The organism is Acetobacter estunensis, from assembly GCF_011516945.1.
Taxonomy (GTDB): domain Bacteria; phylum Pseudomonadota; class Alphaproteobacteria; order Acetobacterales; family Acetobacteraceae; genus Acetobacter; species Acetobacter estunensis.
Genome location: NZ_WOTH01000001.1, coordinates 203,038 through 224,365, shown reverse-complemented (window position 1 = coordinate 224,365; position 21,328 = coordinate 203,038). Strand labels below are relative to the sequence as shown.

Below are 21,328 nucleotides of genomic sequence, written 5' to 3'. Positions count from 1 at the left end.
CCCCTGTTTGCTTGCCATCAATCATCTTACGGCAAAAAAAAACCGGGCCGAAGCCCGGTTTCTTACGAAACGTACTGCCGATCTTACCAGATCTGGAAGTCGTTCGAGTTGAGGCTGGTGACATTGTCGAACGTAATGGTCGTGTTGTCAGACAGCTTGATGGTGGTGTTGTTGCCAGACGTCGTCGCGTTGTTCAGCGCATTCGTCAGATCGGACTGCGTATAGTTGAGCAGGCCGACAACATTGCCAGCAGCGGAACCAAAGTCGGTAATGGTGTAGTCGCCACCCGCAATTCCATCACGGAATGCAAAGTAGTTCTTGTCACCGGAACCACCTGTCATCGTGGCGTCACCCACACCTGCAACCAGCGTATCGGAGCCTGTGCCACCGATGAAGGTCTGCGTGCCAGACGTGCCCACAACGTTACCGAAAGCGTGAATGCCGTAAACGGAGTTGGAACCGTCGAGCGTCTCGTTGCCTGCATTGGCCACGAACAGTGTTTCGGCGCTGTTGCTGGTGCCATTGACGATCGCATCCAGACCGCTCGCACCGAAGATCGTGCTGGAAGCCGCCGTGATCGTGCTCTGGCCCGTGCCACCGATAAAGGTGAGGGAACCGGAAACGCTCACATTGGCAATGTCGGAGTTTGCGATCAGCGCGTCGCCACTGGCCGAAATGGTGTCCGAAGACCCACCAAGGATCGTGGAGCTGCCACCATTCAGGTTGATCGAGTCGTTTGCGCCACCACGAACCGTCGAGCCACCGCCAACAGTGATGGCATTGTTGCCACCGGACAGATCGCTGACCTGAGAATCCTTGCCAACCGTAACGAAAGAGCTGCCACCGTACAGGTTGACAGTCTGATCCGGGTTGCAGTCACCACCGAAGATGGTGTCCTGGCCGTACGAATCGACGACGTTCGTGCCCTGACTGATGCTGATGTAGTTATTGCCCGTACCAGCGTTGATCGTGCTGTTACCCGTGCCCGCAATAACCGTATCGTTGCCGGAACCAGCATAGATCGACCAGTTGCCGCCACCCGCAAGCTGATCGCCAAGGAAGCTGTTGTTGCCCGTGCCAGCCACAAAGACACCGTTGGACGAACCGGCCTGGAACTGCACGCCCTGCGTGGTGCCGCCCTCAACGCTCACGAAAGAGGCCGTACCCTTGCTGGCATCAATCTGAACATGCGCGCTAGGAATCTGGTTGGTGCCCGGCAGACCGCCGAACACGATCGCGCCGACATCTCCGGAAACCTGATAGGATCCTGCCGCCGTGATGACGCCATAACCCGAAGCGTTGGACGCAAACTCGGTCGAACCCGGCGTCAGGTTCTGGCCGCTGATCGAACCACCGGCAATGCCGCTGGCCAGCGTATTGCTGAACGACGAGACAAGACCCGCGAGCGTGCCGCTGCCGGCACCATCAACGGTAACGACAACATGTGAACCCGAGGACGCGCCCTGAACGGTAATAATAGGCATTATTCAGTCCCTTGCTTTGTAACCCAGCATGGTCAGTCGCAGCATCACACACGGGCAGACATTTTTCCATGGCCTTTCTACGTTGAAACCTCCGACACACGCAACAGAAAACAAGGCTAGCGGCTCGAAAAAAATACACTGCGAATCGCAGTTTCCTGCGTTTTTTTAACAAATACTTTGTCTATCGCCCATTCGGTTAACCTTTAGCTTTCCATTCCCTCTTGTCGTCGAAGTCACGAGCGCAGACAAACCACAGCAGATCGTCCCCTGCTATATGAGCGACATGTCCGACCTGCCCGTTTCCATCTTCAGCCTGCTCTCATCCCCGGAACTGGACGTTTTTTTCGCGCCCCCGGCTCTCAGAGATGTGCCGCCCGATACTGCGGCCCACATGCCGCTTCTTCTCGGCATACTTATAAGTACGCGGCCCCATTCTCTCGCCCTTGTCGGAGTACCCCCGGCCATTGCCGATTACGTCCGGTCCTTTCTGATCCTGCAGGCCTTCGACACCCGCACGCAGAGCCTGAACGCCTCCGAAGCGCCTGCACGCACCGGCTCCCCACTCGATATTGCGGTGCTCGATCTTACACGCCTGAAACGCGCGGCAGAGACGCTCACCACCCTTCGTCCCTCTCTCGCTCCTGACGCCCTCCTCTTCCTTAATGGTACGGAGACGGACACCGGAGCCGCCGTGTGGAACGCACTTGCCGCGACACATCCCCACTGCCTCTTCCCGGATACCGGCGGTGCTGGAATCGTGGCGCTGGGTGCTATCCCGTGCGGCCTGAACCCTCTTTTCGAGGCACGCACCTCCTCCACGCAGCTTGCCCGCCTGCGGATACGCCTCAGCCGTCTCGGGTCGGCATGGGCCGGTGCCGTCCGGCAGAGCACGTTTGATGCGGAAAGCCTGCATCAGAAAGATTCTCTGGACGCAACGCGCCACGATCTCCTCCAGACCCGGCTGGCGCTGCTGGAAACACGGGAACGCCTGTCCCAAGCCGCCGCCTCCGCAGCAGAAATCGACCAGCAACCCAGCGAACCCCCTGAGGAATCCCAGGCGGTCGCCCCCACCACGGTCGATCCCACATGGATGCAGCAGGCCCGCACACTCATCGAGGAACAAAACAGCCGTCTTGCTACATTGCAGACGGAGATTCAGGCCCTGCAAAGCGCCATACAGGCCCGCTCCGGCCTGTTTCGTGGCCTTTTACGCACGCTGCGCCACCCGAATTTTTCGCCACATATTCCCACCGTCCCCGCCCCATTGGAACTTCCCGCCCTTCCGGAAATCGAAAGCGCCGTCGCTGGCACGCACAACCCCGCGTCGCCGCTTCCGGTTTCCGCTCTCAGGCGTAATGTTCTCTTTGTCAGCGGCGAACCCGCCACTCCCGGCACCCTGTACCGCTGCACGCGCAATGCCGCCGCCTGTGCGCTTGTCGGACACTTTACCCGTGTGCTGGCCTGTGCCGATGTCGGGCCGGCCGATGTGGAATGGGCCGATGTCATCGTGCTGTGGCGGGTGGAATACAGCCCGCATGTGGCCATCCTCATCCGGCTGAGCAAGGAAAAGGGAACAACCGTCATCTTCGATACGGATGATCTGGTTTTCATCCCGGCACTCGCCAGTATCGCAATCATCGACGGCATCCGGACAGTGGACTGCGCAACCGAATCCATCGTCCACATCACTTTCCAAAACATGCGCGCAACGATGGAGCGGGCCGACGCCTGTTTCGCCACCACCGATTTCATGGCGACCGAAATGCGCCGCATCGCCCGGCAGTCGTTCACATTACCCAATATCTATGACGCGGCCTGCCTACGCCGCAGCCGCATGGCCGCGCGCATCCTCGCCTCCGTTCCCGGCGACGGCCTCATTCGCATCGGATACGCATCCGGCACCCGGACCCATCAGCGTGACTTTGCGCTCGTAGCCGAGGTTCTGGCGCGCCTGATGCAAAAGCACTCCGAGGTGCGTCTCGTGCTTTTCCACGAAACCGGCAACAAGCGGCCGGTTCTGCTGATGGACGAATTTCCAGCCCTCCTTCCCGTGGCCGATCAGATCGAATGGCGCGATATGGTGCCCCTCGAACGTCTGCCCGAAGAATTCGCACGCTTCGATATTTCCATCGCTCCCTTGGAACTCGACAACGTGTTCTGTGAGGCCAAGAGCGAAATCAAATATCTCGAAGCCGCCCTCGCAGGTGTGCCGTCCGTGGTTTCCCCGACAGCGCCTTATCGTGACTGCGTCACCGATGGCGTGACCGGCTTCCTTGCCGAAACTCCCACACAATGGGAAGACGCCCTGACCCGTCTTGTCACCGATCCGTCCTTGCGTCGCAGCCTTGCCCGCAACGCTCTCAATCAGGTGCTGTGGACGTTCGGTCCTCAGCGGCAGGCCCTGCTGTTCGAAAGCATCATCATGTCATTCTGCAATGACGCCGCGACAGCCAGAGCGAGCGAGACCCTCATTGCCCGCGGTCGCTATCAGGGCCGTGGCGTGCCGGAAGTTCCGGAGTATGAGACGCTCTTCGCACATGACGCCCTGGAAGCGGCGGATGTAAGCGTCATCATCACGTCTCACAATTATCACGATGTCATTCTCGATGCGCTCGAATCGGTCCGAAGCCAAAGCGTGCAGAAACTCGACCTGATTATCGTCGATGACGCCTCGACCGACGACTCCGTAGCCCTCATCACCCACTGGGCCCAGCAAAACGCTGCCCGCTTCAACCGGCTTCTCGTGCTCGCGCCTCTGGCCAATGTGGGTCTCGGGGGCGCGCGCAACATCGGCGTTTCCGCCAGTGAGACACCGTATTTCCTCTCGCTGGATGCCGATAACCGCCTCCGCGCCGATGCCTGCGAGAAACTTCTTGCCGCCTGCGATCCCTTGACCGCTTACGCCTATCCCACTCTGCGTCAGTTCGGAGCAGCGCACGATCTGATGGGCAATATCCCCAGCCGTCCGCTCCAGCTTCGCAACGGCAACTACATCGACGCCATGGCGCTGGTCGCAAAATGGGCGTGGTCCGCTGCCGGTGGTTATTACGTGAAGCGCGACGCCATGGGATGGGAGGATTACGATCTGTGGTGCACGCTGGCGGAACTGGGCCTCAAGGGCGTGCATGTCTCCGAGCCTGTGGCGGAATACCGCGTACATGGAGAGTCCATGACCAACAGCGTCACGGAGACACACACACACAAAGCCAACGTCGTGACCTATATAAAGGCACGTCATCCATGGCTCGACATGCATCATGAGGCCCGCAGCCGGGGCTGATTTATCTGAAAAAAGCGCGCCTCATCACCGCCAGCCGGTCCCCAAGCCCGCGTGACATACCAGACGGGACCGGCCCGCGTCTGAGATCGCGATCGGCCAGAACCGCCGGGAGCGTGGCCAGCCTCGCCTTGCGACATTCCGCACGCGAAGGCAGAAACGCCCGCCCCTCCTGACGCAGACACGTCACGACGGGAGCGAGCCTCTCCCCCTCCAGAAAGGCCGTACCGTCTGCGTCCCGTGGCAGGCCGGCCTGTTCCAGCGCCTCTTGCGGAAGCGGCATGCGCCCCGCAGCCAGTACGTCCAGCAGATGACGCAGCAATGTGCCCGTTCCGAATGCGGCACCCGCATGAACAATCATGGCCAGCTGGGCGGCGTCCACCACGCCAAGCAATTCCCCAACCATGCGTTGCATCATGCCGGCTCCGTCGAGCATCGCCGTACGCCATGCTACCCAGTCAGGCAGACCGCACAGTTCCGCTTCCCGCGCATCGATCAACCGCAACACGGACTCCGGTGCGATCCGCCCTCCCTCCAGAAGTTCGGCCAGTTCCATAGCCACAGGCATTCGGGATGCCCGCCCCTGAGCCGGTTCCTGCACTACATCGCGCCACCATTGCAGGCGGATCAGCCCGGCCATCGGGCCGGTGACGGACCCCGAAACCGGCAGCACGAGCGCTTTCGACAGTTCCACATTCAGCGCAATCAGCACAAAAGCCGCCTCGCGTATTTCGGGTGGAAGAAACATGGCGCAGAAAAAGCGATCCCGATCACGCAGACGTGCAATCGCTGCACAGGACAGCTCCGCACCCTCGGAGGCATCCTTTTGTCCGTTCATCGCGTTGGACCCTTCATGTCGTGCCTGTGCCTCCGATCACTCAACCGTCCCTTGACGGTCTGGTGGACGGCACATAGCACTTGGGAGCGGCGTCCATACGCCACCTATTCGTGATTGCAATCCAAGGAGACCAGCATCATGGCTTTCGAATTGCCAGCCCTTCCCTTCTCCTACAATGCCCTCGCTTCGCGTGGCATGTGCCAGGAGACTCTGGAACTCCATCACGACAAGCATCATCAGGCCTATGTCACGGCGCTGAACAACTTCGTCGAGGCGAAGCCGGAACTTCAGGGCAAGTCGCTCGATGAAATCATTCTCGCCGTAAAAGGTGATGCGACACAGGCTCCGGTGTTCAACAACGCTGGCCAGCATTGGAACCACATCCTGTTCTGGGAAAATCTCTCCCCCAACGGCGGCGCGATCCCGCCGGCGCTGGAAGCCAAGATCAAGGAAGATCTGGGCAGCGTCGAAAAGTTCAAGGAAGAGTTCAAGAAGGCGGCTGCTTCGCAGTTCGGGTCCGGCTGGGCGTGGCTCGTGCTGGCGCCGAATGGCAAGCTGGCTGTGACCAAGACCGGCAACGGCTCCAACCCGCTGGCCGAAGGTCAGGGCAAGGCGCTGCTGGGCCTCGATGTGTGGGAGCACGCTTACTATCTCGACTTCCGCAACCGTCGCCCGGACTACATCACCAACTACCTCGACAAGCTCGCCAATTACGAGTTTGCCGAGGCTCAGCTTCAGGCCGCCTGAGGCCACACGGGCAACGGGCCGGGGAGCATTTCCCCGGCCCGTTTTTCATTCCACACTCTGCTTTGAAAAACTCAGTCCAGTTTTGCCCATGCGGCCAGCTGATCGACCACGGCCTGCGGCGTCATCTGCCGGGCATGCGCCAAAGCCACCACGCCGTCCCCGTTCAACAGCTTGCCGGAAGGTGAGATGATCAGAACCGTGGGAACGACCGAGACCGTCACACCATATCCTTTTGCGATGCTCATATTGGTCATGAACCGCGACACGTTCACAACCGCCACCTCATAATTCTGCGCCACCCACGCCGCCACCGCCGGCGTGGCCAACACGCCCGAGAGCGCCCAGCAATCGGGGGCCCAGTTGCCGCCAAAATCCAGCAGCACTGGCTTGCCGCTCGTCTTTGCGCGTGTCAGCGCCGCAGCGACGGCGGCGGGAGCCAGTTCGGCTGCCGGATAGGGGACCACAACAGGACGCACAGGTGCCTCTCCGACCTGTGGTGTTGCCGTCACCGTATGGGCAAGGCCGAGAGAACACGGCAGCGCCGTGGAGATGGCACATAGGACGGCAAGGGAAAGATTCTTCAGACGCATCACGATTCCTCCTTGGAGCGGGAAAAACCCGGTGATGTCGTCTTCTTTCTGTCACAACCCACGAGTGCAACACTCAGATGCGGTCAGGAGAATGTTCCGTCTTCGCTCCAAAAGAACGTCACTTCGTGCTTGTTGTGAAACAGATGAACCAGCCGTCCGCCCGGTATCGCAGCGAACGCATCCATGATCGCAAAATCCGTCTCACCCTGAAATTTCACGCTCATGACAATACGCGCTGTCTTTCCGGCTTCGATCCAGCGCCGCGCCAGAGTGAGAAGCCGATCCGGATAAGCGATCACATCTGAAAACAGCCAGTCCACACGGTCTTCTTTCACAGGATCAAGGCCAAAGGCGCTCTCCTGTCGAAACGTAACGCCCGGCATCATGGCCACCTGCGGCGCAAGAACCGCACGGTCCACCGCCATCACCTGCGCGCCCAGTCGGGCAATCGCCCACGTCCAGCCACCCGGCGTCGCCCCCATGTCCAGACAACGCTCTCCCGCAACCGGCCAGCGTCCGATGCGCGTGCAGGCTTCCCAAAGTTTGAGATACGCCCGAGACGGCGGGCCTTCCCGATCTTCCACGAAACGTGGTTCGCCCATCGGAAAAGGACTGGTTTTGGTCTGGGAAAACAGCAGACGGTCCGGAGCCAGCAATGTCCACCCACCCAAAGGACTGGTGGGCGGCATCTGTGGAAAGACCAATGGAGCCGCCTTCACGGGAGGCAGCTTGTCCTTGATGAGCGAGGACCGCCGGAAAAACTCCACCGGCACATCCGACCAGTTCCGCTGCCGGCTTTTCAGCAGGCGCGCCGCCTCCCCGATGGAAGCAATGACCTGAACCTCCGGCGCCGTCCACACATCCAGCGCCCAGACGCTCGCCACCGGAGGGAGCGCGCACAAGGCCAGCCGTCCCCACCATCTTTCCGGTGGTGTGCCCAGCCGTTCCAGTTCCGCGCCCAACACCTCCTCAAATCCGGAAGGAGCCACGTAGACACTGCGAATTAGCGATTCAGTCATGACGCAGAAACGCCACGCCAAGCAACGTCCACGAAGCGATCAGCATCGAACCACCGGTGGGGGCAACGGGCCCAAGATGATGGCCGGAGAAAGCCGTGACATAGAGAGCCAGACAGAAGATCACCATGCCGCACCACAGTCCGCAGCCGGCCAGCGCCGTCAGCCGAGAGGAACGGCGCACCGACACTCCCAGCGCGAGAAGCGCCAGCGCATGCCACATCTGCATCTGCACGGCTTCCTGCACGATCGTGCGGCCCTCAGGCAGACCGAAACGCTCGGACGGCAGATGCGCGGCCACGGCACCCATCGCCACGCCGGTCGCCGCTGCCCAGGCACCGCCCACGCGCCAGAATCGTGCAAGCTCCATTACGTCCTCTCCTCGTCCCCCACATGCCCGGTCATGGGTGTCGATCCCCATGGAGAACAGGCTTCGTGGTCTAGCCGCCCGATACGGAACCGACAAGAAAGCCAAATGTTGTTACGCAATGGCACCTACTCGCCTTTTCCAGCCGGAGTCTCGTCATGAAACCTTCCCATCGCCTCAGCGCCCTCACGATACTCGCCCTTCTCGCGGCCTGCGCCCCCACAACGCCTCCGCCACCTCCCCCTCCGCCAGCCGCTCCCGCACCACTGGCCGCGTCCGATGCGGACTTCGTTCAGCAGGCCGCGCAGCTCAACCTGACCGAAATCGCACTAGGGAAACTTGCGCCCACCAAGGCCGCAAAAAGCACAGTGAAGAACTATGCCCAGCGCCTGATTGCCGCCCATAGCGGTGCACAGGACAAGCTCGCCACCATTGCATCGACTCATGGCGTCACGCTTCCCACCGCACCGGATGCGGACAACCAGCAGACCATCACATCGCTCGGCGGCATGAAACGCGCACGCTTCGATCAGGCCTATCTCGCGGCCACGATCCAAGCACACGAAAACGCCGTAACCTTCGCCGCCACAGAAGCCGCAACCACATCGGATGCAGGCCTGAAAGCCTACGCGCAGGAACTGGAGCAGATGGCGCAGCAGCACCTGACAGCCGCCCGCGCGCTCACACGTCATCCCGGTCATCCGGCAGGCTATGCCGGTGCCCGCCAGTCGCGACATCACTGAACAGAGTGCGGCAAGGTGGGCGGCGGGCGCTTGACAGAACAGGCTCCGAACTGTCCCCTTTTCGAAACGTCCTTGCCCTACCGAAACTGGAGCCCTTTACGCAATGTCCGTCAGAATAGATCGCGTCGTCACACGAGGAGGCGACAAGGGCCAGACGTCACTGGGCGATGGCACACGTCTGCCCAAGAACGCCCCTCATGTGGAAGCCATCGGCGCACTGGACGAGATGAACGCCACTCTTGGCGTTCTGCGCTGCCATGTGCAGGCCGTCGATGCCGTCTTGGCGGAGCGTCTGGCGGACATTCAGAACCTTCTCTTCGATATGGGCGGCGATCTGTGCATGCCTGAAGGCAGCGCTCACGCGAAACGGGTCGAGCCGACTGTCATCGTCACACTGGAAGCCGAAATCGAGCGCCTGAGAGCGCTTCAGTCGCCCCTCACCAGCTTCGTTCTGCCCGGCGGCTCCCTTGCTGCGGCTTGGGCCCATATGGTCCGCACCTCCGTACGACGGGCCGAACGAGCTGTCGTGGCGCTGTCTGCGGACACTCCGATAAACCCAGCGCTCGTGCCCCTGCTGAACCGCCTGTCTGACTATTTTTTCGTGCTGGCGCGTCACCTCAATGCAAACGGGCAGGAAGATGCCGTGTGGCAACCGGGACGTGGGCTGTTTCATCAAGGATAAAGCAGACGAAGAGATCTCATCCGATCCGAATCGCAAGCCGTCGTAAAAAGAAATTGTCAAGCCTTGCTTGAACTCCCTTACCGGTCGTGGTATTGGCACAGCACGACCGGGGTGCCGGAGTTGTCTGACACGTCTTGTGCGGACAAAATCCGCGGGCCAAGCCGCCTATCGTCCGTCCCCCTTCCGAATCGAAAAAAGCGGATTTCCGCACTGTCCGATATGGACCCTCAATCCTGCGTCTTTCCGAGAGCAGGACTTTGAGTGAATACTTGAAAGAAACATCACAGTGGATAGCGGATTGCTGAAAATATCCAACCGGCTTCCCCAAACACATAACGACGACATGTCGGACGCAGGCGCAGAAGAGGCAGCGCTCCGCGCCCTCAATCGCATGGGTTCGCGAAAAGGTGCCGCAAAACCCGCCGCCACCCTGCGACTGTCCTCCAACACGGATAATACAGGCACTGCGCGCAAGCGCCGTTTCGTGCGCGACGGCGATGTGCCGGTGGAACACCACCAACTGGCCCGCACTTCCGCGCGACCGGTTGCAGCCTCCACGGGCGCGGACGAAGTTCGACTGAACAAAGCGCTGGAAAACGAACGGCGCGCTCGTGGCGACGCTGAACGCCAGATCCACGATCTTGAGGTCGCGCAGCGTTCCCTGACCACCCGACTGGGACATGCCGAAGTTCTGATGGCGGAACTCAAGCAGACGCTGGCGGTTCGCGATCAGGAACTGGCCGACCGGACGGCTGAACTCGTTCGGGAACGCGCCACGGTCCAGCAGGCTGCCGAGGAAATTCGTGCGCTGCGCAAGCAGATCCGCAAAAGCTCCGCCCGGAACGAAAGCGCTGGCATCCACGATGACGTGCCCACCGATGAAAACGGTCAGCAGCCCATCAAATGGTGGAAGGACTGATCCATTCCACCAGCGACCACGCTTCGGCATGATCTGAGCCGTGCGCTGATTCAGCGGATCATCGTGGCCTTCTCATGCGCCTGCATGATGGCCACGCTCCTCGTCCCGGGACTGATCTCGGGCTTCCTGCTGCTTTTCCGCAGCACGCTTGAAGCCCTCTTTCTCCCCTTTCGCCTGCTTTTCGGTCTGGCTCTCTGGCTGACGACCGGCAATGACATCGGTAATGCCGTGTCGGAGGTGGGGCGGTCATCCACACAGACCGATCCCTCCTGGGCGCTCCTACACGATTATCTGCCCGCCCTGCTTATCGCAGCCGGACTGCTGCTCTTCATCGTGGCCAGTGGAGCGGGACGACGGCAACCGACATTGTTATGGTCATGCTTGAGTCTTCATGGGGGCGCAGGCGTTCTCATTGGAACGCCTGTCGCCGCCCTGCTGTTGCCAGCCCTGTGCACGGAAGCTGTCGCCCTGTATGCAATCCGCAATCAGCCCGACTCTGACTGATCCTTTTCAGGCATTCGCTTTCCATGAAAAACGATAGGCAGGCATAGGCGCTGCCTGCCTTTCACCCCTCAGAACTCAGCCGACAGAGTGAAATGATAGACACGGGGTAGTCCTGCATACAGTGTCGAAGCCGCGCCGGATGTGCCACTTGGCGCACCGGTATAAACCGACGCCCAGTAGCGCTCGTTCGTAACATTGCTGACCCCAAAACGCGCGACCCATGGAAAACGGGCAACGTGGAAAGCATAACGTGTTCCCAGTTCCAGCGTCGTATACGATCCAGTGTGGAGCGTATTGGTCACGTTAGCCGCACGGTTACCCATGTAATGGATGCCGGCATTAAACGCCCAACCTGACGCGAAGGAGCCCAATGTTGCCGGCAAACGGTAATCCAGCAACAAACTGGCCTGCAACGGCGCGGCCCCGACAATCTCCTTGTTATTATAGGAAGCCGTTTTGCTGTGAACCAATTCCGCATCTAGCCAGGTCATACCAGCAAGAACGGAAAGATTTGGCAGAACTTCACCCGAAATCTGGGCTTCCACACCATAATTGCGCTGCGTGCCGCCATAGGTATAGGTCTGACAGTTCGTGCCGCCAGCGCAAGAACCACTGGCCGCACTCACATACATCGCATACGGCGAGGTCATGCGGAATCCGGCGACGTTAAACTGCATTGTCTTATAACGCAGCTTATAGCCGACTTCATATTCTTCAGAGTGCGCAATCGGCAAGGCAATATTTGTATTGGTATAATATTGACTGTTCGGTGTAACCGGTCCCGCCTCCACCGAGCGTCCATAGGTGAAATAAATGGTCTGGTTCTCGGTCGGCTTATACATCAGGCTGGTCGTCGGGCTGAAAGCCGCATTGGCCTGAAAGGTTTTCCTCATGGCGGTATTGGCATTCAACGCGCCGGACTGGTCGATCCAGCTCCAAGCGAGCGTTCCCATAATCGACCAATGCTTGTTGATCGTCAGCGTATCGCCAACGATAAAAGACTGGCTGGTAATGCTGCTGGATTTATAACGCCCCTCATAATAAGGCTGCCTGCCATCAGTGGGCGCAGCGCCATACATGTTGTACGTTCCGAGGCTTTGCGCAGGCGTAACGCCTCTGACAGGATTATAATTCCCCATCATGTAGCCATTGGTGCCAATCACCAGATCATGCCGGATCGGTCCGGTAAAAACACGACCGTTGAAATAAGCCATGTTACTGCCGACGCGGAAATCATCTGCGGTCGTGGTCGCTGTCGCTTTCGAGGAATAGAAACCGTTCGTTCCGCCCGCCGCCGTCAATGTATCACTGATACCAAAGGACTGCCGCATGGCGTCCTGATAAAGACCACCGAGCGTAAAGCTCCAGTTATCATTGATCTGATGCTTGATCTTGGCCAGAAACGTGTTGGTTTCCATGTTATAGCCGCTCCAGCCGGGCGCCATCCGCCTGCCCAGATCCGGTGCCTCAGGCAATTTCCCGCTAATACCGGTGGGGTTGGCAGCGGTGCCGGCCGGAATCCCAAAGCCCGGCGCCAGACCACGCGCAGCATAGGTATAATGGCTGGCGTCGATTTCGATAACGGTCTTGTCGTCCAGATGGATATCGAAATCAGCGCTGACCATTTCACGCCGGATCGAACTGCCTGACGCATAGCCCGTGCCATCAGCATGCAGCATGTTCAGACGGTAACCGAACCAGCGATTCTTGCCGATACGACCGGAAATATCGCCATTCACGATGGGAGTGCCGATGGAATCCGCACCGACCGAAAACCGCTCGGTCCGCCGATCGGTCGGACGCTTGAGCGTATATTCGAAGACACCCGCCGGGTTTTCCGGTCCGTACATCGCCCCGGCCAAGCCGTTGAGCACCTGAAGATTGTCAACCCATTCGGCCGGATAAGGGGTCGTGGAGACCACATTCAGCCCGTCCAGACGGGAATTGGCGATCACATCGGCCTCAAACCCACGGGATTGCGGACGCGAGGTATTGGGATCTCCTCGAATCTCCAACTGCACCGAAGGGAGATACTGCGCCATATCGTTGACGTTGCGGAGCTGCTGATTGACCACGACGTCATGCGGAACACCCATGACGGAATAAGGCGTGTTCAGCGTATCCCGATTGCCCAACGGTCCGAGATAGACCGTCTTGTTCATATATCTTGCACTTGTACCGTCCGCGACATGAATGCCATGAACGATTACGGTCTCACCCTTGGACCCATCCAGTGTCCCGGTAATGGGAGCCGTGGTGGTCGTCGTCTTCGCCGCCGTCTGGGCAGCCGTCTTCTGTTTTGGGGCAACCGCTGCTTTGGCCGTCTTTGCCGTGCTGTGTGTCGTGGTTCCAGCAGGCATCTCCGCTGCGTGCACAGCGCTCCCGGCGACGCACCCACACACAAAAACTGCCCAACCCGAAATCGATTTCACGAAAACATTCCTCATATTCCTGCATGCAGACACACTGTCGACTCAGACAGGTCCGCGCCCCGAGAGCATCCGGTCGAGATCGGCATCCGAAAGATCCCGACTGATATAGTCATGATAAAACCGCTTCATCGCGTCTTTCAGATCCGATGAAGCGAACAGGTCCGGATGCAGCACGCCCGCCGCCCAACGAACCTGAAGAAGAAATTCCGTGCCGTAGCGATCCCATGGGAACATACCGACAGGATTTGCAAAGACATGTCCGGATTTGACAGCCCGGAAGCTATCCCACCCCGTCGGCACATCTCCATTGGCATCGTGTCCCGGCAGGGCGACACCACCCTGCACGATGATGATGTCCGGATCCCATGCTGCAATCTGTTCCGCTGTCACCGGGCGCTTGACGCCCGAGACACTGGCGGCGGCATTCCGTCCGCCTGCACTGTGGATCCACTGATCGACAATAGTGTGCGCCCCATCGACCTGAAGAGGCGCAATACTGGTCAGATGGAGGACGCGCGGCTTCCGATCCTCGCTTACATTGCCAATAATCTTCTCAATACGGGCGAGTTCCTCATCAAGTTCGCGGCGATAGCGTGCCGCTCGCTCCCGGGCGATGGGATCATTCAGCGCATCCGCCGTCAGCGTCAGGGAGCGCAACAACCCGCCAACGTCCTGAAACGTCATATCCAGTACCGGCAAACTAGCCTGCCGCAAGCCGGATGCCTGCGTCAGACCGGACGACACGAACGCCAGATCCACGCGATCCGCCAGCAGAGATTCCGGATCGATGCCACCGGGGCTGACATGTCGCGCCTTTGCCAATTCCGGCACGAGATAAAACAGCCACGGCTGCTGTTGCGGTCGATCCACCGTTACAACAATGCGATCCGCAGCCCCCAACATCGCGAGAACTTCGTTATGAGCGAACCAGAGATCGGCAATCCGCCTGGGAGCGACAGGCACCGCCACAGCAGCGCCCGTCATGTCGTGGACGGTCCGCTGTTCCGTTTCGGCATACGCCGACGGCATGGCCATGACCGCCACCGTGGCGACCGACAGCACAAGCCGTAACACTTCCGAAAGGACAGATCTGCGATTCACCGCTCACCCATATATGTATATTTGTCCATATATAGACTGCGCGGTGGAAGGGTTTGCAACCCGTTCGAAACGGAAAATTACAAGCGTGGCTTCCCGGCAACAGACGATGTCAAGCCGGAATGTTTCCCGGCAGCCATGCGGCGTTCATGCCTCAACGGCATAGGCGCCGCACAACCATCAGCCTCCCGTGCCGGGTGCCGCCGTCTGTGGGGTCGCGGCCTTTTTTCCATTCCCTTTCGTTGTATCGGGAATGGGTTTCGCGTCCCGGCTGGAATAACGGGTGATCATCTCTTCCACAGCGCCAGCCGCTTCACCGGCAGCCGCCATAGCGACATCGCCCCACATACCGTCCAGCTCATGCGCCGAGATGTCATGCAACTGGGTGGCGATCCCCACCTCATGTCCATCCTTGTCGGTCGCGCGCCAGTCGATGCGAATATGCTGCAAGGGATGACCGTGCGTGCCTTCGGGCCCATCCGTCAGTTTGACCGTGGTGGCCACAATGAAATCCGCATCCGTCCGCGAACTCTGGATCGAATCCTTCATACCACGGAAAGCCGCGACAAAAGCCTGCGCCAACGACACATCCCCATCTCCGGGTGCGCCCGTCACACCCTGAAACCAGATGCGCGCGCCGCGATGCTTGAGGCTGTGCGGGTCATCCTCCATGTCCTGCGCCATGATGCCGGTGAGCGTATTGGCCACCTGCCCTGCCCCGAACATCGAAGCGGTATGGATGGCGTCCGGATTGGCGGCATTCCAGTCCGCCACCGACACACCCGGCCCCTCCTGTGTGGCGCGGATCGTGCCCTTGGGGGTCATGACGGAATACAGCGGCACAATCACATCGCCACGGCGCTCCGTGTGCAGCCGCAGCCACCAGTCTCCCGGGCGCACGGGCTGGGCAATGGCGGGCACCGACTGCTCCAGAAGCGCCTCCGTCACCTGCTGCGCCCACAGTTTCGAGACGGCATCTCCGGATGCTTCATCTTTCGGCACCGGCACATCCAGCCGCGAGGTGGCCGTGCGGTCGGTCAGATTCTGCGTCTCTTTCCCCGGATGACTGAACGGGTGCGGAACACTGAGGCACCCTGAAAGCAGGCACATCGTCGAGAGGGAAAGAAGGATAGAGAACGACCGTTTCATCAACGCGCAACAGCTCCGGTTCCAGCCGCGATCACCGAGATCTGGTGACCGATCGGACCACCGCCAGCGAGGGTGCGCCGCCGGTGGCTGAAAAAGCGCCGCTCGTCAGGCAGTGTGTCGATACCCATGGCTGCGGCCTGCCCCACTCCTGCGCGACGCAGCCGGTCCACGCAATACCCCGCCAGATCAAACTGCCAGTGCGACTCCCGCTCGCCGGGCAGAAAAAATGCCGCTGCCTGCGCATCCGACACGAGGGCCGCCGCCCGCATATCCGCCCCCACCTCATAGCTCGCCTGCGCGATACAGGGGCCGACAACCGCGACGATCTCCTCGGGTGCCGCACCACAGGCCGCCATCGCGTCCAACGTCGCTTCCAGCACGCCACCGACCGCGCCACGCCAGCCCGCATGGGCCGCGCCCACCACACATCCATCGCGAGAGGCAAACAGCACCGGACCGCAATCCGCTGTGATGACGCCAAGCGCCACATCCTCACGCGTCGTCACCATGGCGTCCGCAGGAGAACCTTCACCCGGCTTCCACGGCTGTGTCACGCTCACGACACCATCGCCATGCACCTGCGTCACACCCAGAAGCGCCTCACCGCCCAGTCCAAAAAAATCCGCCACACGCCGCCGATTTTCCGTGATGTGGTCCGGATCATCCCCCGACTTAGTGGAACAGTTCAGGCTGGCGTACGGCCCCTCCGACACACCGCCGATCCGGGTGAAGAACCCGTGCCGAACATGAGACAGATAGGGGCTTTGTACGACCGATTCAGGCACCAGATCAGCACTCATGTCTTTTCTCCATGTTCTTGCGGGAAACCCGGCAACGGCGGTCCGTGCGGCGAGCGCACACCCAGCACCTTGAACAGCCGCCCCATGCGCTCCGGCCCGATCAACCGGTCCAGCCCGGCACGGACGGAACCCGCCTGCGCAGGCGCCACCTTGCATAACGCATCCGCACGCTGGATCGCGCCCAACGCTATGAGAAACGCGCCCTGCTCCACAGGGCCGTCGCATACAGCGCCAGCCTCCACCGCCGCGTGCGCCATGCTCGCAAAATCCACATGCGCCGTCAGATCGGCCGTGCCCGGCTCCACCAGAGCGGAAACCGGCTGCCCCTGACACAAAGCCTGAAGCGATTCGCCCACGCAGGAACGGGACGTGCCGTAATCGATCAACAGAGCCGCGCCGGGCGCCTCCGACACGCGGCGGCCAAGCTCACGCATGAACGCCTGTCCTGCCGGACACGTCTCGATCACCTCACCGGGTGCCGCATTCCGCTCCGTCACGTCCAGCGGCACATCTGGACACGCCTGCAAAGCCCACTGCCCATCCCGCACATAGCGTTCCAGCCATCCGGTTTCCGTCCGCACGAACTGACGGATTGGCAGAGCATCGAGAAACTCGTTGCCCACGAGCAGTATCGGTTCCTCCGGCACATCGCCCAGTGCATCATGCCACTGCACCCTGACATCGAATTGCGCCAAAGCCTGTTCCTGCGCCGTCCGCAACCGTGGCGATGTTTCCACAAGATGCACCGACAGCCCGCCCAGACGCGAAGGCGCCACCCGCGCCAGCACACGCAGCATGTCCGCCATCAGCGTGCCGCGGCCCGGCCCAACTTCCACCAGCCGCACGTCCGGGCCAAGAGTGTCCATCACCACCGCGCACCACGCGCCAAGCAGTTCCCCAAAAATCTGCGAAACCTCGGGAGCCGTCACAAAGTCCGCGAACGGATCGCGGGTCGCGTAATAAAGAGCATTGGCCCGCCCCATGAAGGCGTCCAGCCGCTCTCCACAGCCCACTCCCGCGCTGCTCATTCCGCGTTCGCAATGCCAGCGTAAGGCTTGTGCTTCATGGCCCATGTCATCAGGCCAATACCCGCCAGAATCATGGGAATGCTCAGGATCTGGCCCATCGTCACGCCGAAGGGAAAATACCCGAGGAAAGCATCCGGCTCACGGAAGCATTCGCAGAAAATACGCGCGCAACCATAACCCGCCAGAAACAGGCCCGCGAGGAAACCCGGATGCTCCCGCAGCGATTTCCGCCGTGCTGCCGTAAACAGCACAAGGAACAGCAGCAGCCCTTCCGTCAGCGCCTCATAAATCTGCGACGGATGGCGCGGAATCCCATCCGTGCCGGGGAAGATCATCGCCCAAGGCAGCGACGGGTCGGCGTAGCGACCCCACAATTCTCCGTTGATGAAGTTGGCCAGCCGCCCGAACCCCAACCCGATCGGCACGCACACCGTCACCCGGTCCGAAAACGCCAGAAAGTTCAACCCGAAGCGCTGGGTAAACAAAAACAACGCAAGGATCACTCCCAACGCCCCACCGTGGAAGGACATGCCGCCCTGCCATACCTCGAAAATGTGCAGGGGATGGGTGAGGAAAAACTCCGGCTGGTAGAACAGGACATAGCCTGTGCGGCCGCCCAGCACGACGCCCAGCGTCACCCAGACGAGGAAATCGTCTGCCATCTCGCGTGTCGCAGCCCGTGGCGCCCATGTCACCAGCGTCTTGAGAAGCTGGATACCGAGCACGATGCCCGCAATGTAGGCCAGCGCGTACCAGCGGATCGCAAGCGGTCCGAAATGGATCAGCACCGGATCGAACTGCGGAAACATGAGAACAGGCAGCATAAAGGTCCTTCCTGAAACGGAACCGGCCGTCAGATGTAGGGATCGGCCTTGGAGAGATGGTCACGCACATATCGCGTGACGCCCTCCTCCAAAGACGTGAACGGCGCGTCATACCCCACGGCCCGCAACCGCGTCATGTCGGCCTGCGTGAAGGACTGATACTGCCCCCGCAGACTCTCGGGCATGTCGATGAACTCCACCACACGGGCCACACCCACCGCGTCGCACACCGCATGGGCAAGGTCGAGATAGCTCCGCGCCACTCCCGTGCCGCAGTTGAACAATCCGCTCACATGCGGATGATCGAACAACCAGAGCATGACATCCACCACATCTCCCACCCAGATGAAGTCCCGCTTCTGCTGACCGTCCGCAATCGCAGGGCAGTCGGAGCGGAACAGACGTGCGGGGCGGCCTGCGCTCACCTCGTCGTATTTCACCTTCACGACGGAGATCATGCCGCCCTTGTGGTATTCGTTCGGGCCATAGACGTTGAAAAACTTCAGCCCCCCCCATTGCGGCGGACGGTCTTCACCCCGGACCAGCCTGGCCTTCACATGCAGGTCGAACACCTGCTTGGACCAACCGTAAAGATTGAGTGGCTCAAGCGTTTCCAGCCGCGCCGGATCGTCAGAGAACAGTTCGGGTCGGTCGGCGGCTCCATAAGTCGCGGCGGACGACGCATAGAGGAAACGGACCTGCCGTTCTGTGCACCACACCCACAGCTTTTCCGAGAGGGCCACGTTGGTGTTCCACACCAGATCCCCATCGCGCGCCGTGGTGGCGCTGATCGCGCCAAGATGAAAGACTGCCTCGACCGCGATATCGCTGTCGAGCAGAGCGTCAAGATCCTCCGGCGCCACCAGCCGCGCGGGCGCATGACGGCGCAGGTTGCGCCATTTACCTCCATCGCGCAGACGATCGACCACGATCACCTCATGGCCCCGCGCATGAAGGGCCGCGACGAGACACGACCCAATGAATCCGGCCCCGCCGGTGACGATAATCATGTGTCCTGCCTTACAGGCAAGCGCAGGGGGGCGACAAGGAAAGCGAGAACGATGCGACAAAGGTTCACGGATGCATCAGCACTGTCCCGCGCCCCCGCCTCGGTGATACACAGGCTCCCGTGAACATGATGGACTCCTCCCCCGCACCCACCCCGGACTCTGGCAAGGACGGTCTCGTCGGCGTCTCATTGCGTCAGCCACCTGCCAATGTGGACGCCGAACAGGCGCTGCTCGGCGCGCTGCTGACCAATAACCGCGCCTATGACCGCGTCTCGGACTTCCTGACCGGCGCGCATTTCGCCAACCGGGTCAACGGGGCGATCTTCGACGCCATCGGCAAGCGCATCGAAGCGGGTATGCTCGCCGACCCGGTGACGCTGCGCGGCACGCTGGAAAACTCCGGCCTCCTCGATGAAGTCGGCGGCATGGCCTATCTGGCGCGGCTGCTGACCTCCACCGTGGGCATCATCAACGCGGGCGACTATGGCCGCGCCATCCATGACGCCTGGATTCGTCGCCAGTTGATCGACATCGGCGAAAACCTCGTCAACAACGCCTTCGGCGCCACGGACCTCGACGGGCAGGACCAGATCGCCTCAGGCGAGGAGCAGTTGTTCAAGCTCGCCACCGACAAGGGGCAGGACGGCGGCTTCACCGGTTTCGATCGCGCGCTCACCTCGGCCATCGAAACCGCCGAGAAGGCGTTCCGCAATGAAGGCGATGTCTCCGGCCTGACCTCCGGCCTGCGCGATTTCGATCGCAAGACCGGCGGCCTGCATCCCTCCGATCTGCTGATCCTCGCCGGGCGTCCGGCCATGGGCAAGACGGCACTTGCCACCAAGATTGCCTTTTCCGCCGCCCGCGCGCTGCTCAACGCCGCACGCGAAAAGGGCGAGGGTGTGCAGCCCGAAGGCACTGTCGCGATCTTCTCGTTGGAAATGTCCGCCGAGCAGTTGGCCACACGTATCCTCTCCGAACAGGCCGAAGTTTCGGGCGAGCGCATCCGGCGCGGTGACATCGGGCAGAAAGAGTTCGACCGTTTCGTGCGCGTCAGCCGCGAATTGACCCAGTTGCCGCTGGTGATCGACGACACGCCCGCCATCTCGCTGTCCGCCATGCGGACACGCTGCCGCCGCCTCAAGCGCACCAAAGGGCTGAGCCTTGTGGTCGTGGATTATCTCCAGCTCATGCGGCCCGCCGTGGGCACCCGTCCCGATAGCCGCGTGCTGGAAATCTCGATGATCACGCAGGGCCTGAAGGCCATCGCCAAGGAACTGGAAGTGCCCGTCATGGCGCTGTCGCAGCTCTCCCGTCAGGTGGAAAGCCGCGAGGACAAGCGCCCGATGCTCTCGGATTTGCGTGAATCCGGCTCGATTGAGCAGGACGCGGACGCCGTGATGTTTGTCTATCGCGACGAATATTACCTCCAGCAACGCGAACCGAAAGAAGCGAGCTTCGAGTCTTCGGAGAAGTATCAGGCCGCGCTGGAAGACTGGCGGCGCAAGATGGAGTTGGTCCACAACAAGGCCGAACTGATTCTTGAGAAACAGCGACATGGCCCGACCGGAATGGTACCGCTGTACTTCGAGGGCGAATACACGCGGTTTGCGGATCTGGATACGATTCATGAGGAGTATGGGCGGTGATGTTCCGCCCTATGGCCTGACTATCGAAGGCCAACGGCTGAACGCCTCCTTTCTCTGAGGCAGGTAACGGGACGCGCAGCTTCGCTTCTCTTCGTTACATGCAGAGATCCCATATGCCGTTACTATTATCAGTGTCTTACGTCCTGAAAGTTGGCCTGTCGCCATCATGGGATG

Annotated in this window: 19 protein-coding genes; 7 read left to right on the top strand and 12 right to left on the bottom strand. The window is 60.7% G+C overall.

The features are described from left to right. Positions 1 to 83 precede the first annotated feature (83 nt). On the bottom strand, positions 84 to 1,484 hold the full coding sequence (locus GOB87_RS00945) for a beta strand repeat-containing protein (protein ID WP_166312659.1): 1,401 nt from the start codon (positions 1,482 to 1,484) through the stop codon (positions 84 to 86). Between the two features lie 283 nt (positions 1,485 to 1,767). Here GOB87_RS00945 and GOB87_RS00940 point away from each other — a divergent pair, with 283 nt between their 5' ends. Beyond that, entirely contained in the window at positions 1,768 to 4,764 is a 2,997-nt protein-coding gene (locus tag GOB87_RS00940) for a glycosyltransferase (RefSeq protein WP_166312658.1), read from the top strand. 1 nt (position 4,765) lies between these two features. On the opposite strand, the gene GOB87_RS00935 is transcribed toward GOB87_RS00940, so the two are convergent. Continuing rightward, entirely contained in the window at positions 4,766 to 5,599 is an 834-nt protein-coding gene (locus GOB87_RS00935) for a squalene/phytoene synthase family protein (protein ID WP_166312657.1), read from the bottom strand. 138 nt (positions 5,600 to 5,737) lie between these two features. Here GOB87_RS00935 and GOB87_RS00930 point away from each other — a divergent pair, with 138 nt between their 5' ends. Then, positions 5,738 to 6,346, top strand: coding sequence for a superoxide dismutase (locus GOB87_RS00930; RefSeq protein ID WP_166312656.1), 609 nt, complete (start codon positions 5,738 to 5,740; stop codon positions 6,344 to 6,346). Between the two features lie 71 nt (positions 6,347 to 6,417). On the opposite strand, the gene GOB87_RS00925 is transcribed toward GOB87_RS00930, so the two are convergent. From GOB87_RS00925 to GOB87_RS00915, 3 genes are all read right to left on the bottom strand, one after another. Beyond that, positions 6,418 to 6,936, bottom strand: a complete 519-nt coding sequence (locus GOB87_RS00925; RefSeq protein ID WP_166312655.1) for a TlpA family protein disulfide reductase — start codon at positions 6,934 to 6,936, stop codon at positions 6,418 to 6,420. Positions 6,937 to 7,019: 83 nt separating this feature from the next. Continuing rightward, positions 7,020 to 7,955 (bottom strand): SAM-dependent methyltransferase, encoded by a 936-nt coding sequence (locus GOB87_RS00920; RefSeq protein WP_166312654.1) that lies wholly within the window; start codon positions 7,953 to 7,955, stop codon positions 7,020 to 7,022. Continuing rightward, a complete protein-coding gene (locus tag GOB87_RS00915) occupies positions 7,948 to 8,373 on the bottom strand; it encodes a DUF423 domain-containing protein (protein ID WP_242006073.1) in 426 nt (141 codons plus the stop codon). The genes GOB87_RS00920 and GOB87_RS00915 overlap by 8 nt, the downstream gene beginning before the upstream one ends. Positions 8,374 to 8,477: 104 nt before the next feature. Between GOB87_RS00915 and GOB87_RS00910 the strand changes: the two genes are divergently transcribed. From GOB87_RS00910 to GOB87_RS00895, 4 genes are all read left to right on the top strand, one after another. Further along, positions 8,478 to 9,062, top strand: a complete 585-nt coding sequence (locus GOB87_RS00910) for a DUF4142 domain-containing protein (RefSeq protein WP_166312653.1) — start codon at positions 8,478 to 8,480, stop codon at positions 9,060 to 9,062. Between the two features lie 103 nt (positions 9,063 to 9,165). Then, positions 9,166 to 9,744, top strand: a complete 579-nt coding sequence (locus GOB87_RS00905; RefSeq protein WP_166312652.1) for a cob(I)yrinic acid a,c-diamide adenosyltransferase — start codon at positions 9,166 to 9,168, stop codon at positions 9,742 to 9,744. A 343-nt stretch (positions 9,745 to 10,087) separates the two neighbouring features. Next, a complete protein-coding gene (locus GOB87_RS00900; RefSeq protein WP_166312651.1) occupies positions 10,088 to 10,663 on the top strand; it encodes a hypothetical protein in 576 nt (191 codons plus the stop codon). Between the two features lie 84 nt (positions 10,664 to 10,747). Further along, complete coding sequence (locus GOB87_RS00895) at positions 10,748 to 11,167, top strand: hypothetical protein (RefSeq protein WP_194303145.1); 420 nt, start codon at positions 10,748 to 10,750, stop codon at positions 11,165 to 11,167. A gap of 68 nt (positions 11,168 to 11,235) precedes the next feature. Here GOB87_RS00895 and GOB87_RS00890 read toward each other — a convergent pair whose 3' ends face one another. From GOB87_RS00890 to rfaD, 7 genes are all read right to left on the bottom strand, one after another. Continuing rightward, positions 11,236 to 13,527: a TonB-dependent receptor gene (locus GOB87_RS00890; RefSeq protein ID WP_166312650.1), complete on the bottom strand. Its 2,292-nt coding sequence runs from the start codon at positions 13,525 to 13,527 to the stop codon at positions 11,236 to 11,238. Positions 13,528 to 13,641: 114 nt separating this feature from the next. Further along, positions 13,642 to 14,700 carry an ABC transporter substrate-binding protein gene (locus GOB87_RS00885; RefSeq protein ID WP_166312649.1) on the bottom strand — a complete coding sequence of 353 codons (1,059 nt, stop codon included), beginning with the start codon at positions 14,698 to 14,700 and terminating at the stop codon, positions 13,642 to 13,644. Between the two features lie 177 nt (positions 14,701 to 14,877). Further along, positions 14,878 to 15,846: a hypothetical protein gene (locus tag GOB87_RS00880; RefSeq protein ID WP_242006072.1), complete on the bottom strand. Its 969-nt coding sequence runs from the start codon at positions 15,844 to 15,846 to the stop codon at positions 14,878 to 14,880. Beyond that, on the bottom strand, positions 15,846 to 16,646 hold the full coding sequence (gene pgeF, locus GOB87_RS00875) for a peptidoglycan editing factor PgeF (protein WP_166312648.1): 801 nt from the start codon (positions 16,644 to 16,646) through the stop codon (positions 15,846 to 15,848). Before pgeF ends, GOB87_RS00880 begins: the two co-directional genes overlap by 1 nt. Beyond that, positions 16,643 to 17,674: a class I SAM-dependent methyltransferase gene (locus GOB87_RS00870; protein ID WP_166312647.1), complete on the bottom strand. Its 1,032-nt coding sequence runs from the start codon at positions 17,672 to 17,674 to the stop codon at positions 16,643 to 16,645. Before GOB87_RS00870 ends, pgeF begins: the two co-directional genes overlap by 4 nt. Continuing rightward, a complete protein-coding gene (gene lgt, locus GOB87_RS00865) occupies positions 17,671 to 18,498 on the bottom strand; it encodes a prolipoprotein diacylglyceryl transferase (protein WP_166312646.1) in 828 nt (275 codons plus the stop codon). The genes GOB87_RS00870 and lgt overlap by 4 nt, the downstream gene beginning before the upstream one ends. 29 nt (positions 18,499 to 18,527) lie before the next feature. Further along, a complete protein-coding gene (gene rfaD / locus GOB87_RS00860; protein WP_166312645.1) occupies positions 18,528 to 19,508 on the bottom strand; it encodes an ADP-glyceromanno-heptose 6-epimerase in 981 nt (326 codons plus the stop codon). A gap of 125 nt (positions 19,509 to 19,633) precedes the next feature. Between rfaD and GOB87_RS00855 the strand changes: the two genes are divergently transcribed. Beyond that, positions 19,634 to 21,154 carry a replicative DNA helicase gene (locus GOB87_RS00855; RefSeq protein ID WP_166312644.1) on the top strand — a complete coding sequence of 507 codons (1,521 nt, stop codon included), beginning with the start codon at positions 19,634 to 19,636 and terminating at the stop codon, positions 21,152 to 21,154. Positions 21,155 to 21,328: the final 174 nt, after the last annotated feature.

Coding starts and splice junctions, on each gene's coding strand:
- GOB87_RS00945 (WP_166312659.1), bottom strand. CDS start 1,484: ATGCCTATTATTACCGTTCAGGGCGCGTCCTCGGGTTCACATGTTGTC.
- GOB87_RS00940 (WP_166312658.1), top strand. CDS start 1,768: ATGTCCGACCTGCCCGTTTCCATCTTCAGCCTGCTCTCATCCCCGGAA.
- GOB87_RS00935 (WP_166312657.1), bottom strand. CDS start 5,599: ATGAACGGACAAAAGGATGCCTCCGAGGGTGCGGAGCTGTCCTGTGCA.
- GOB87_RS00930 (WP_166312656.1), top strand. CDS start 5,738: ATGGCTTTCGAATTGCCAGCCCTTCCCTTCTCCTACAATGCCCTCGCT.
- GOB87_RS00925 (WP_166312655.1), bottom strand. CDS start 6,936: ATGCGTCTGAAGAATCTTTCCCTTGCCGTCCTATGTGCCATCTCCACG.
- GOB87_RS00920 (WP_166312654.1), bottom strand. CDS start 7,955: ATGACTGAATCGCTAATTCGCAGTGTCTACGTGGCTCCTTCCGGATTT.
- GOB87_RS00915 (WP_242006073.1), bottom strand. CDS start 8,373: ATGGGGATCGACACCCATGACCGGGCATGTGGGGGACGAGGAGAGGAC.
- GOB87_RS00910 (WP_166312653.1), top strand. CDS start 8,478: ATGAAACCTTCCCATCGCCTCAGCGCCCTCACGATACTCGCCCTTCTC.
- GOB87_RS00905 (WP_166312652.1), top strand. CDS start 9,166: ATGTCCGTCAGAATAGATCGCGTCGTCACACGAGGAGGCGACAAGGGC.
- GOB87_RS00900 (WP_166312651.1), top strand. CDS start 10,088: ATGTCGGACGCAGGCGCAGAAGAGGCAGCGCTCCGCGCCCTCAATCGC.
- GOB87_RS00895 (WP_194303145.1), top strand. CDS start 10,748: ATGATGGCCACGCTCCTCGTCCCGGGACTGATCTCGGGCTTCCTGCTG.
- GOB87_RS00890 (WP_166312650.1), bottom strand. CDS start 13,527: ATGCCTGCTGGAACCACGACACACAGCACGGCAAAGACGGCCAAAGCA.
- GOB87_RS00880 (WP_242006072.1), bottom strand. CDS start 15,846: ATGAAACGGTCGTTCTCTATCCTTCTTTCCCTCTCGACGATGTGCCTG.
- pgeF (WP_166312648.1), bottom strand. CDS start 16,646: ATGAGTGCTGATCTGGTGCCTGAATCGGTCGTACAAAGCCCCTATCTG.
- GOB87_RS00870 (WP_166312647.1), bottom strand. CDS start 17,674: ATGAGCAGCGCGGGAGTGGGCTGTGGAGAGCGGCTGGACGCCTTCATG.
- lgt (WP_166312646.1), bottom strand. CDS start 18,498: ATGCTGCCTGTTCTCATGTTTCCGCAGTTCGATCCGGTGCTGATCCAT.
- rfaD (WP_166312645.1), bottom strand. CDS start 19,508: ATGATTATCGTCACCGGCGGGGCCGGATTCATTGGGTCGTGTCTCGTC.
- GOB87_RS00855 (WP_166312644.1), top strand. CDS start 19,634: ATGATGGACTCCTCCCCCGCACCCACCCCGGACTCTGGCAAGGACGGT.